The sequence below is a fragment of the Enterococcus termitis genome (genome assembly GCF_001730305.1).
Taxonomy (GTDB): Bacteria; Bacillota; Bacilli; order Lactobacillales; family Enterococcaceae; genus Enterococcus_L; species Enterococcus_L termitis.
In genome coordinates, this window is the sequence record NZ_MIJY01000043.1 from 66,645 (window position 1) to 78,923 (window position 12,279).

Here is a 12,279-nt window from a genome sequence, read left to right on the forward strand (position 1 = left end):
CGATAGCATATGAAAACTATTTTTAAAAGAGTAGCAACCTTAATTTTATTCTTAATAGGCTTATCCATTCTCATAGGGATGTCTGATGTTTATTTTGCAAATGCAATTCAAAATCTAATTGATTCCATTGTAGACTTAAATAAATCTAAATTATATAGATATATATTCCTACTCTTAGGCTTCTTATGTATACAATTTACGCTTAATTTCAGCTTGACTATCGTGGCGTCGAGACTGACTGAAAAGTTTCATATTTTAATCAAGCAGAAGCTCGTCAAGTATCTGATCAATGGCAATAGACACGAGCTAACTAACATGACCAGTAGTGAAAAACTCAACCTTTTTGAATACGATCTTGAATTATATGAGCAATACTATTTTCAGAATTTAATTTCATTGATCCAAAATATTTTTGTTCTTGGTTTTAGTTTGAGTTTTCTTTTTATGACGTGTAAGTTAATGGCACTTACTGTGGTGATAGCTACTGTTCTAGTCATTTTCTTGCCCAGTTTTTTTGGGAAGAAAATCGATTATTTGACCTCTCAGTATTCAAGCTCTAAAAGCATTTTTCTAACAAAATTGACGGATATTATTTCAGGCTATGACGATATAGTCAGTTTTTGTGCTGAAAAATCTTTCTACATGAATGCGAGTCATTCAATCAAGAAAATGGAAAAAGACGAGAAGAATATGAATGTGCAGCTTGGAATATTGGGGCAGGTTATTTCGACTAGTCAGTACATGACGCTAATCGCTTGTTTCTGTGTAGGTGGATTTTTGGTCTTTTGGGGTGAGATGACATTGGGGATGTTGGTTGCGTCGGTTCAAATCACAAATTCAGTGATACAGCCCTCACAACAATTATCTACTTCTATCTTGGAAATAATGGGCAGTAAATCAATTCGGAATAAGATTGATCAGATTATTAATACTCAGGCAATTAAAATAGATTCTGACATAGAGATGACTAGACAGGTCAAACTGGATAAGGTTTCGGTAAATTCTTCGGAGAATAAGAAACTTCTTCAGGATATCGAATTAACGTTTGAATTTGGGAAAAAATACGCCGTTATTGGACAAAGTGGTGCTGGAAAGACATCGTTATTAAATTTATTGGCAGGAAATTATGATTGTTATGAAGGAGAAATACTGATTGATGGCTCTCTGTATAGAAAAGATAGGGGACAATTAAACGTAACTTATGTTCGACAATCTCCCTATTTGTTTAAGGAAACAATTAGTAAGAATGTAACGATGCTATCAAATCATCAAACTAGGGAAATTAATGATGCATTAATCAAGGTTGCCTTTTTCTCAGATAAAAATATTGATGAAATTGCCGTTGATTCATTGTCAGGTGGTGAGAAACAGCGTATTTCTATCGCTAGGTCATATTTAAAAAAATCCACATTCCTTCTTTTAGATGAAATTTCATCCTCACTTGATTTTCAGACAAAACAAACTGTGATGACAAATATTTGTGAAGCAATGAAAGGAACGGTGGTTTTTGTTACTCACGATTTATCCAAAGAAGTACTGACTCTAGTAGATCAAATAATTGTGATGAATAATGGCAGGATTGTAGGAATGGGTGACTATAGGACATTGTTAGATTCCAATTTACTGCCACTAGCATCTACAGAATAGGAACTTGAGGTGATATTTAATGATGGAAACAATGGTAGAGATAAGAGAGCTGAAAAAACAATATGGTGATCACCTTGTCTTGGAGGCTGTTGATCTTAAAATTAAAAAAGGTGAGATTGTTGGACTGATTGGAAAAAACGGTAGTGGAAAAACGACCTTAATGAAAATGATTCTAGGATTCACTCAAAAAGATCAAGGTGATATTTCTTTTTCAAGTGAAATGAAAAAAGTCGGTTATTTACTTGATTGCAAATTTTTTGATTATATGAATGGATATGAAAATTTGAAAGTGATTCACGGATATTCTTCAGGTAAAACAAAGCCAGAGGTATTAGATAAAAAAATTAGACAGTTACTTAAATTTGTTGATTTAGCGGTTGATAATAAAGCAGTTAAGGGATATTCATTTGGAATGAAGCAGCGTTTAGGGCTAGCGTTGGCACTGATGGAGGATCCAGATCTACTAATACTCGATGAACCATTTGTTGGTTTAGATCCTGTTGGTATTGAATCTTTTATTAGATTGATAAAAGACCTTAGTAAAATTGAAAAAAAGACGATTCTTGTGTCTTCCCATCAGTTATCTGAAATAGAGCAGATATGCGATCGATATGTACTCATTGAGAAGAAAACCTTGATCGATGTTGGAAAAGCAGATCAGGTCAAGATGAAAATCATTACTAACGGTACTGTTGAGCAACTGAACAAAATTTTTGAAAGTAGAATTAAAATAGCTGAGGACGGTAGTATCATTATCACTAAAGATATGGAGGTACTTAATTTTATACTTGAGAATGTGTATTTTCATAAACTAAAGGTTATCGACTTTGAAATAGAGAACGATGGGTTAACGTCATTGTTTTACGAGGAGGGAAAACAATGATCAATATACTGAAAACGGAATTATATAAGCTTTATAAGAGAAAAATTTTTCTAGCAATTTTAATATTGAGCAGCTTTTCACTTTTATATTCGTTAGGCGTTTTTCTGGGTTGGGATTTTGTAGAAATTTCTGGCGAAATAGATATAATAACCTTCTGTACGGTTATGTGGTCCTTGTTGATGATGCTTGGTATTCCATTGATTATGTTTTCTTATTTGGCTGCTTCAACTGCTGGCGGGGAAATTCAAGACGGACAAATTTTATTTGAGATTAGTCATTCAAAGTCGAGAAAAAAATTGATGATTGGAAAATTCTCGGCTATCGTCACAATCATTTTGGTGTGCTACATTCTTAACTTCATTCTATCGAGTATATTCTATATTCTTTTTATGGCCCGATCGTCTGTCGGAAATACAGATTTTTTTTCCTTTGAGTCTTATCACGGAATCCTTCTTTTGAAAAGCTTTGCGGGAATTCTGCTGTTAATTTTTCTCTCTGCTATGGCGTTTGCTTTCTCAATTAACTTCGGCGTTTTTCGATCAATAGTTTTTGCGTTAGTTGTATATGTAGTTTTAAAAATGTTAATGTACATTCACTCAATCAACGTGTTTGTTCCAGGCTATTTGACGCTTTTTGATAAAGCAGACTTTTCAATGCCAACATTGATCTACCAAAGCATTTTTCTGATTTTTCTCACTATAGCTGTCATAGCAGTTACTCTAAAGAACTTCAATCACAAAGACTTTTAATAAAAATATATTTGACTGCGGATTGTTCGCAGTCTTTATTGTTTTGTCACGCTAAACATACACAGAGCAAAATCTGATATACTAAACATAGAACGAGAGAAAAGGATGTGTTAGGATGTATCGGATAGCACTATGTGATGATGAAGTATTACTGTCTTCAGACTATGAAGAAAAAATCGAAAGCTATTTTAAGGGATCTTCTTTAACGATAGAGATCGACATCTTTAGTTCTGGAGAATCTCTGCTTAAGCATGTGAAAAATCAGCAAGAAAACTATCAAATGATTTTTCTTGATATTGAAATGAACGGTATGAATGGTATTGAGGTTGCTAAAAAAATTCGAACAATGGATAACGATGTTCTGATATGCTATTTGACAAGTTACACCAAATACACACTTGAAAGCTTTGAAGTTTCCCCTTTTCGCTATCTGCTCAAGCCGTTAACACAAGATATGCTGACTGTCACCTTAGATGCAGCAGTAGAAGAAATTGAAGATAAACGTAATTATTTATTTGTTAAAATTGGAAAAATGCAACATCAGTTGTCGCAAAGAGCAATCATTCTTATAAGAAGTGAGTTGGGACGCAAGCTGAACGTTCAGCTTGAAAATGATGAGGAATTGTCTTTTTATGGAAAACTTACTGCTATTGAGGAGCAGCTGAACCATCTTTTTTTTGCTAAGGTTAATCAGGGAACGATCGTCAATATGCGGTTTATTGACCGAATAGAGGATGATTTGATTGTTTTGAAAAATAATGAATTTATTAGTATAAGTCGACGTCAAAAAAAGCATTTTCGTTTTTTGTATAGCAAGTTCATTAAAAAATGGGTGGGGATGTAAAAATGATATATGCTGTAGTCGCAATAATCATGATCGTAAAATATTTGACGATTATGATTTATTCCATTACGTTTCTTGAGCCAAGATTCAGTGGTCTACGTCTTTTTGGATTAAGTACACTATTTTTTGTTTTATCAATTATTAGGTTAGGTGACGAAAATAGCCAATACTATCTCAATGTTAACGGAGTAATTGGGATACTACTGATTGTTATAATCATATTCAAAGGATCTTTACTCAAAAAAGTATTTCACATTTCTTTTTTAGCTGTTTTATTGATGTGTCAAAACAGTGTCCTTAGTCTTGCCATTGCGTACAATAGAGAGGATAATAATCCACTTTCTAATTTAGATGAATTGAAATCATTTATTGTTTCTTTTTTGTTTGTCTCCGCGTTTTTCTTTATCCTAACGGTTTTTTTAAGCAAATTTCGTGATAGTAATGAGGTTGTTCTAGCTGATAGTGAGTATATAATGTTATCCGCCATTCCAATTCTTTCTTGCCTTATTCTAGCTCGTTCAATTCTACTTTATTTACCCGCAATCTATGAAATGGTTCTTAATCTATGCATTTTAGCAATCAACTTGGTGACAATTCTTTTTAGCAATAATTTGATTAGGAAAACCCAGCAGCTCAATGAGTTTATGTACACAGAGGTACAAAATGACTACTATGAAACAAGATTGCATGATATTGAGAGGATGCGAACGATTCAACATGATCAAAAAAATATTATGTTGGTTATCCTTCATTATGTTGAATCAGGAAAAATTGAAGAAGCAAAAGATGTGATTAATAAGCTTGTCTCAACGAACAGTTTATCACGTGTTAGGTATGCAGATAATTGGGTTATTGATATTGTTCTCATGAATAAAATAGCAAAAATGGAAAACGTTGGAATATCTTATGTGCTAGATGCCAAGGTCCCTAGTGATTTGGATTTATCTGAAAAGGCAATCGATTTATGTGCTATTTTAGGAAACGTACTTGATAATGCTATTGAAGAAGAATCTAGGATCTTATCAGGTACTGCAATCAACATAAAAATCTTTTTTAAAGATCAAAAGCTAATTATTCAAGTATTGAATGAAACTGAGAAAACTAGCTTTGATTCAAATACAAAAAATATACTGTCATCAAAGTTAAGTGGAAGAAACGGTATTGGAATTAGAAGTATTAAAATGAGGAGTAAGCGTTTAGGTGGTTATTGCGATTTTTCAGTTTTTTCGAATCAATTCAGTGCACTGATTGTTATTCCAATAGGAAAAATGGAAAACGCTAGAGGCTAAATTTGTGAGTTATATGAAGACAATATGAGACTGAGGATTTTGATATTGTAAAAAAAGATAAAGATGATAGCTTCACTCCTAAAGAGATAAGTAAGTATGCAAAAACTCGAGGTGTTTATCCTAAACTTTGGAGTGCCGAACAACCTGACTGTAGTAAACCCAAAATGTTGGACACTGAAGAAACTTGAATACAATGAAGTCTATATTCAATAGAACTCATTCTGTTCAAGTTTTTTTATTTCTTTTTCTATTCATAGGGCAGCCTTGCAAGTTTGCAGTTAATCCATCTTTATTCACACTATAATCTCTAACAGATGTCCAGCAAAGCACGCTGAATATACTTTCGATTTTAGAAAATAGATTCATTTTTATCGAATAGAGAAAATCTTAGGTAAAAAAATGGTAGGATAGGCGTGTCAAAATATAAATATAATGAAAGGGGTTACAGATCGTGAGAAAAGTAGTGTGTTTTTTCTTAACTTCAAGTCTATTGTTAGGGTTTGGAAAAATAGCGAATGCAGAGGAGGGAGTACCTGAAAAGGAAGGATATACATTAGATTTTCATGATGAATTTAATGGAGATAGTCTGGATAGAACAAAATGGACAGACTACTATTTGCCTCACTGGAGTCGAGATCCTGAGACAGCTAAAGCTAATTACCGCTTTGAAGATGGTAAGCTAATTGAATTTATCGACAAAGATCAACAACCGTGGGCACCAGAGTTGGATGGAAACGTAAAATCTAGTGCAATCATGTCGTTTAATAAAAATTGGGTGCATAATTTTAGCGGCAGTCAAACACTTTTGAGTGATCAAAAAGAATGGACGGGTTACGCGACAACGTATGGCTATTTTGAATTACGTGCCAAGCTGTCTAATGCTGGTGGCGGTGGTCATCAGGCTTGGTGGATGGTCGGGCTGCAAGATGATACAAATGATTGGTTTAATTCAAAACGAACAGGCGAAATTGATGTGATTGAAACATTTTTCCGTAAACCAGATACTTGGCGGATTGCGGCATTCGGCTGGAATGATCCGTTTTTCCAAACAAACTGGACGTTGATGGAAGATCCTGTGCCACACGGCAATCAGACGGAAGAATTTCATACGTATGGACTAGACTGGTCGCCGGGTTCGCTTAAATTTTATTATGATGGTATTTTATACAAGGAAATAAACCAAGCACCGGATTATCCGATGGGGACGATCTTAAATATTTACACAGATGCTGGTTCAGGCGCTGCCAATGATGTTTATCCAAAAGAATGGGCGATTGATTATTTTAGAGTATATAAGAAAAATAAAGGATATGAATTACCGAAACAAGGAATCAAAAGTAGAGAAACAGGAGAATTCATTCAGTTGACGGCAACTTCTGATAAAGTTGGTCTATCAAAAACAAATGGAGAGAATGAAAAATGGCAATTAGTCCCTAAAGGGGAGTATTTCTTGATAAAGAATGTTGCGACTGGGGAATTGCTGCATAATGAAAATCAAAAAGGGTTTGTTGAACATGGCAAGGTACCAGAAACGTATTATAGTGCTCAATGGAAAAAAGAGAAGGTTGGGAATTATACCAGATTTGTTAACCGTTGGAAGCCAACACAAGTGATTCATACAGAAAGTAACTTAGGATATTTAGAAGTAGGAACAATGCATCAGGGAGCATGGAGAAGTCAGTGGAGCTTTGAATAGCTAGGTTCTGCTTCCATCATTTATCTGAATTCCGCATGAGTGGGGCATGACTGTTTGAGTCATGCCCCACTTTACTATTGCTGCCCATTTTGTTTGGTATATTTATTAATCAGATATTCCATAAGATTTAAGCAATTACCAAAAAAATAGTTCAAATTCTGATTTTCCTGATCAGCGATAGGGACACCGCTATCAACTAAAAATGACAGGTCAGCTTCACGATGATAACGACTGTTTTCAGTAGCCGTTATGCTAATCACTTTTCCGCCATAGCTTTTGCATTCTTTCATTTTAATTAAGCCGTTTTGATTTTCCCCGGAATAAGAAAAGGTAATTAAGGTATGTGGTGTGCTGTCAGAAACCAAACTGATCTCTACACCGTCCAAATCTATGGCATAAATTTTTTTCATCAGTAATTTTCGATAGGTGTAGTTAACTAAAAATTGACAAAACCCTTCACCAAATAAATAGACTTTCTTTTCAGAAAAAGCCTCGTTAAAATAGCTGTCGATCTTGTCCCAGCTATGGCTAGTGGTTACATATGGAAGAGCTTCGACAATATTAATGGATGCGTCTGTAAACTTGCTCGATAGAAAAAAGATAAACTCTTTGAAATTATTAAAGCCTGCTCTTTTTGCTAGGCGACTAATGGAAGATGGAGAGGTATAGTTGATTTTTGCAAGATGTCGAATATCCAGATCCTCTTTTGCTCGAACGGCATCAACGATTCTTTCAATAATGTCTTCATCTTCTTCCCGAAGATGACTGTTCGGAAATAAGCGATCTAAATAATAGAGTTTTGTCATAGTATTCACCTTTCTTTGAAAATATTTCCACTATAGGAAAACGCATTCATGTTCGTTCTAGGCTGTTGTATCCGCTTTTTTATTATACTATACTGCAAGTGTAGAGGGAGAAACAACCATTTTATAAAAATATTTTCTTTTTGAAAAGAGGGAGCAAAATGAAAAAAGTAATCATTAATGCGGATGATTTTGGGTATTCATCTGCGGTAAATTTCGGAATTATTAAAGCTTTTCAAAACGGCGCCCTAACGTCAACAACTTTGATGGCAAATATGCCAGGATGTGCTGAAGCCATTCAATTAGCCAAAGAAAATCCAGAACTTGGTGTGGGTGGACATTTGGTATTGACGTGTGGTCGACCGAAAACAACTGGGAAATCGCTTGTAGATGATCAGGGGAATTTTTATCATTTAGATCAATACAAACAAGTACGTCAGTCGATGACTGAAGCAGAAATTTTTGCTGAATGGTGTTGCCAAATTGATCATTTGATTGAAAGCGGTTTAAATCTCACTCATTTGGATAGTCATCATCATGTGCATACGTTTTCTGAAAATCTAGCAATTACGGCTCGAATCGCTGAAAAATATCAACTGCCGTTTCGCAATGCTTTTGACTTAGAAAAAAATCTGCACTTGCCTTGTCAAAAAGGGATCAAAGGGTTTCAGGACTTAATGAATTATCCAGCAATTCGTGATTTAACCCGATCATTTGAAGAAAATCGAGATGCCTGTTTGGCAGAAATACAAGCTGTTTTAGATAAGGTAGTACATGAAGAAATAACTGAATTGATGGTGCATCCAGCTTTTGTGGACGAACAGCTTTATTTTCACTCATCGTTTAATGTTGCTAGAGTCAAAGAAGTTGCCATTTTATGTGATTCGCAGACCCAAGAATTACTCGCCAAAAACAATATTGAGTTATTTCATTATGGAAATGTGTCATCAGTGGGTTAGTTTTAGGAAAAATTAGTTAAGAAGAGTTGTTTTTGTTTGGAGGTAGGTAAGATCGATAGAGGGGTACTTTGCAACTAAAAATTAAGTAGAGGAGTAATGGGAATGAAAGAAAAAGTTATGAAATCAGCAAGCATTTTTTCAAAAGCGATTATTCAACCTGTTATGTTTATGGCTGTTACTGGAATTATTTTATCTGTTTGTGCGATTTTAAAGCTGGATGCGATGCCGACGGTAGGAAAAGATATTGGGAACTTTGTTTTTGGGGTTTTATCGAGTGGGATGATCGGGCAGCTTGGTGTGATCTTTTGTGTGGGAATTGCGGCTGCTTTGGCGAAACCGAAATACAAAACAGATGCAGCGATTTTAGGGATTATTACTTATTTGCTTTTCTTGTATGCTAATAATTCTTGGTTAACTCTAACAGATCGACTAGCAGTAGAAGGGGAGCAAGGTCTTTTTGCTACAGGACAAGGTATAGTTTTAGGTGTTCAAGTCACGGACATGGGTGTTTTTCTGGGGATTTTTCTCGGTGTGATGGTTGGTTGGCTAGTGAATAAGTTAGGAAATATTAAACTTCATCGCTATTTATCTCCTTATTCAGGTACAAAATCTGTTTATATTATTATTGTATTTGCTACAATTCTTTTCGCTATTGGAATTACTTATGTTTGGCCGATGGTCAATTCAGCAGTTGAAGCGGTTGTTAAAACAACGACAACAGCAGGTTCAGCAGGGTTCTTCTTCTATGGTTTTTTAAATCGAATGTTATTGCCATTAGGACTACACCATTTTCTATGGATGCCGCTATTTTACACACCTCTAGGAGGAACGGCGGAGATTGCAGGTCAGGTTTACAATGGTGCGTACAATATTTGGTTAGCTGAATTAGGAAATGCTAGTCAGATTACAGCAATGCATCCTTCTATTGGTTACTTATCTAACTTTGGTTCTATTTCACTGCCAATTGGGATTGCTTTTGCCCTTTGGAAAACATCACGACCAGAGAATCGTAAAAAAGTCGCTGCTATTTTGATACCGACAGTTACAACGGCCTTCCTAGCTGGTGTAACGGAGCCGCTGGAATTTTTATTCCTATTCTTATCGCCGGTATTATGGCTTGCACATTCAATTGTTTATGGGTTGAGTTTATTTTTAACAAATTTAGTTGGAATCAATATTCAATTTGATACGGGAATTAATATGATTATCAACAGTTTTGCATTTCCGATGAATTTAGGGCATCAGTATTTGATTCCTATTATGTTTGTTGTGACGGCTGTTTTAGAATATTTTGTTTTCAAACAACTGATCCTTCGCTTGAATATTCCAACCTTAGGACGAGAAGTGATGGTCGATTCAGCAGAAACAGATACAGAAGTTGTAACTAGCAGTGGAAACGAATCATTTGACCCACAAGTACAAAACATTGTTGCTGGCTTAGGTGGTGTAGATAATATTGAGAGTATGATCAATTGTTATACTCGCTTACGTGTGGATGTTCGTGATGAAAATAAGGTGGATATGGAACTATTGAAAGACAAAGTTAAATCTTCGGGAATTGTTGATAAAGGGAAACACATTCAGATTATTATCGGAGTAGGTGTAGAAGAGGAAAGAGAAAAAGTTGAAGCGTATATGGAGCACCTTAAACATGTTCAGTCATAGAAAATCAAATAGCTAAAAAGAGACAGACAACTGATTAAAATAGTAGGAGGAAAAAGTAATGAGTAATAAATTTGTAATGGTTGGAGGAGGTTCAACCCAATCTCCAGGTATCTTAGAAGTTTTAAGAAAACGAGCGGAAGAGCTAAATTTAAGTGAATTAGTTTTGTATGATATTGATGAGGAACGCGTGTCTTTATTAGGACAATATACAGAAATGTACTATAAGGAATTAGGATCAAAAGTGACCGTGACCTACACAACCAATATTGAAGAAGCTTTACAAGGCGCAGATTTCTTATTTATGCAGATTCGTCCAGGTTTAAATAAACAGCGGGCGATCGATGAAAAAATTTGCTTGAAAAATGGGGTTGTCGGTCAGGAAACGTGCGGCTTAGGGGGATTTTCTTTTGCTATGCGTGTGATTCCCGCCGTATTGGAGATCATCCGCAAGGTTAAGGATATTTGTCCGAATGCTTGGATTTTGAATTATACAAATCCTGAAGCGATTTTATCTGAAGCAATTTATCGTGAATTTCCTGAGGCTAAAGTTTTATGTATTTGTGATATGCCTATTTCCATTGAAGGTGCGATTGCTAGTTACTTCAACAAAGACCTACATGATTTAACATTTAAATATTTCGGGATGAATCATTTTGGCTGGTGGACGAATATTATTGATGAAAATGGGAGAGATTTACTACCTGTTTTAAGAGAAGACGTTGTTTCAGGGAAAATTGATACCCTATTGCAATCAAATGATGAAACCAAAGAAGATCAGTATTGGATTGATACCTATAAACAAATGGTAAGTTTGTTCAAGCGTTTCCCAGAGTATTTTCCAAATTGCTATTTACAGTATTATCTAACACCGGATGAAATGCTGGAACATGATACACCAGATTTTACGCGTGGGGATTATGTGATGCAAGGAAGAGAAAAGCGTATTTATGATGAGTGTAGACGAGTGATTGCAGCAGGAACTGCAAAGGATTCTTCCTTACATGCAGGAGTCCATGGAAATTATATTGTGGATATTGCCTATGCGATCATTCATAATACTAGAGAACGTTTCACTGTTAATAAGAAAAATCATGGATCGATTTCCAATTTTGATCCAGAAGCAGTTGTTGAAGTACCTGCTTATGTAGGCAGCATGGGAGCAGAAACGATTACTGTTGGCGCCATCCCAACATTTCAAAAAGGCTTGATGGAAATGCAGAAAGCTTATGAAAAAATGACAGTAGATGCAGCATTATCTGGTTCATATCAAACTGCTATGGAAGCTGTAATGCTCAATAAAACAATTCCAAACTATACGGTAGGGAAAAAAGTACTGGATGAATTATATGCAGCGAATAAAGGGCTGTGGCCGAATTTACAGTAAGTATTTAGTATAAAAAGTGTAAGAGAATTGAATTAGTTATTTAAGTAAACGTAAAAAAGGTAGACTGCTGTGTTTCCTAAAAGCTGTATGTTTCATGTACAACTTTTAGGGCACAGATCAAGGTGTTTTAAACTGAAAAAAGGTTGTTGTTTTGCAGAATGTCAGTAGAGCCAAAGCTTTAGTGGATAAGAGGAGGAAGGAAGCGCTGATTATTCAATAGCGGTTGACAAGTAAGTTGAATTGAGGTATCTTAAAATTAGTAAGCGCTTGCTTTCGAAAAAGAATAATAAGAGGATTTGTTACGGATAGAGCCGGCATGACCTAAATACTGGGCATTTTTTGCGCAGTATTTAGGTCATT

General features: G+C 35.2%; 10 protein-coding genes. 9 read left to right on the forward strand and 1 reads right to left on the reverse strand.

What is annotated here, in order from left to right; genetic code table 11:
* Window positions 1-9 precede the first annotated feature (9 nt).
* The 6 genes from BCR25_RS14455 to BCR25_RS14480 all read left to right on the forward strand — a co-directional run bounded on the left by BCR25_RS14455 (window position 10) and on the right by BCR25_RS14480 (window position 7,108).
* The gene (locus tag BCR25_RS14455; RefSeq protein ID WP_069664301.1) at window positions 10-1,647 is read left to right on the forward strand and encodes an ATP-binding cassette domain-containing protein; all 1,638 of its coding nucleotides are present in this window, start codon (window positions 10-12) and stop codon (window positions 1,645-1,647) included.
* 19 nt (window positions 1,648-1,666) lie between these two features.
* Window positions 1,667-2,530: an ABC transporter ATP-binding protein gene (locus BCR25_RS14460; protein ID WP_083242705.1), complete on the forward strand. Its 864-nt coding sequence runs from the start codon at window positions 1,667-1,669 to the stop codon at window positions 2,528-2,530.
* Window positions 2,527-3,279, forward strand: a complete 753-nt coding sequence (locus BCR25_RS14465) for an ABC transporter permease (RefSeq protein WP_069664302.1) — start codon at window positions 2,527-2,529, stop codon at window positions 3,277-3,279. The genes BCR25_RS14460 and BCR25_RS14465 overlap by 4 nt, the downstream gene beginning before the upstream one ends.
* A 115-nt stretch (window positions 3,280-3,394) precedes the next feature.
* Entirely contained in the window at window positions 3,395-4,123 is a 729-nt protein-coding gene (locus BCR25_RS14470) for a LytR/AlgR family response regulator transcription factor (protein ID WP_069664303.1), read from the forward strand.
* A gap of 2 nt (window positions 4,124-4,125) precedes the next feature.
* On the forward strand, window positions 4,126-5,412 hold the full coding sequence (locus tag BCR25_RS14475) for a GHKL domain-containing protein (RefSeq protein ID WP_069664304.1): 1,287 nt from the start codon (window positions 4,126-4,128) through the stop codon (window positions 5,410-5,412).
* Window positions 5,413-5,863: 451 nt separating this feature from the next.
* Window positions 5,864-7,108 (forward strand): glycoside hydrolase family 16 protein, encoded by a 1,245-nt coding sequence (locus BCR25_RS14480; protein WP_245792229.1) that lies wholly within the window; start codon window positions 5,864-5,866, stop codon window positions 7,106-7,108.
* A 74-nt stretch (window positions 7,109-7,182) separates the two neighbouring features.
* Here BCR25_RS14480 and BCR25_RS14485 read toward each other — a convergent pair whose 3' ends face one another.
* A complete protein-coding gene (locus BCR25_RS14485; protein ID WP_069664306.1) occupies window positions 7,183-7,914 on the reverse strand; it encodes a MurR/RpiR family transcriptional regulator in 732 nt (243 codons plus the stop codon).
* A 158-nt stretch (window positions 7,915-8,072) separates the two neighbouring features.
* Between BCR25_RS14485 and BCR25_RS14490 the strand changes: the two genes are divergently transcribed.
* The 3 genes from BCR25_RS14490 (at window position 8,073) to BCR25_RS14500 (ending at window position 11,919) form a co-directional block, all read left to right on the forward strand.
* Window positions 8,073-8,870 (forward strand): carbohydrate deacetylase, encoded by a 798-nt coding sequence (locus BCR25_RS14490; RefSeq protein ID WP_069664307.1) that lies wholly within the window; start codon window positions 8,073-8,075, stop codon window positions 8,868-8,870.
* A gap of 102 nt (window positions 8,871-8,972) precedes the next feature.
* The gene (locus tag BCR25_RS14495) at window positions 8,973-10,535 is read left to right on the forward strand and encodes a PTS transporter subunit EIIC (protein WP_069664308.1); all 1,563 of its coding nucleotides are present in this window, start codon (window positions 8,973-8,975) and stop codon (window positions 10,533-10,535) included.
* A gap of 58 nt (window positions 10,536-10,593) precedes the next feature.
* Complete coding sequence (locus tag BCR25_RS14500; protein ID WP_069664309.1) at window positions 10,594-11,919, forward strand: family 4 glycosyl hydrolase; 1,326 nt, start codon at window positions 10,594-10,596, stop codon at window positions 11,917-11,919.
* Window positions 11,920-12,279 lie beyond the last annotated feature (360 nt).

What these genes read in the sequence shown, in the direction of transcription:
- BCR25_RS14465 (WP_069664302.1), top strand. Translation starts at nt 2,527, where the DNA reads ATGATCAATATACTGAAAACGGAATTATATAAGCTTTATAAGAGAAAA.
- BCR25_RS14500 (WP_069664309.1), top strand. Translation starts at nt 10,594, where the DNA reads ATGAGTAATAAATTTGTAATGGTTGGAGGAGGTTCAACCCAATCTCCA.
- BCR25_RS14460 (WP_083242705.1), top strand. Translation starts at nt 1,667, where the DNA reads ATGATGGAAACAATGGTAGAGATAAGAGAGCTGAAAAAACAATATGGT.
- BCR25_RS14490 (WP_069664307.1), top strand. Translation starts at nt 8,073, where the DNA reads ATGAAAAAAGTAATCATTAATGCGGATGATTTTGGGTATTCATCTGCG.
- BCR25_RS14470 (WP_069664303.1), top strand. Translation starts at nt 3,395, where the DNA reads ATGTATCGGATAGCACTATGTGATGATGAAGTATTACTGTCTTCAGAC.
- BCR25_RS14455 (WP_069664301.1), top strand. Translation starts at nt 10, where the DNA reads ATGAAAACTATTTTTAAAAGAGTAGCAACCTTAATTTTATTCTTAATA.
- BCR25_RS14485 (WP_069664306.1), bottom strand. Translation starts at nt 7,914, where the DNA reads ATGACAAAACTCTATTATTTAGATCGCTTATTTCCGAACAGTCATCTT.
- BCR25_RS14475 (WP_069664304.1), top strand. Translation starts at nt 4,126, where the DNA reads ATGATATATGCTGTAGTCGCAATAATCATGATCGTAAAATATTTGACG.
- BCR25_RS14495 (WP_069664308.1), top strand. Translation starts at nt 8,973, where the DNA reads ATGAAAGAAAAAGTTATGAAATCAGCAAGCATTTTTTCAAAAGCGATT.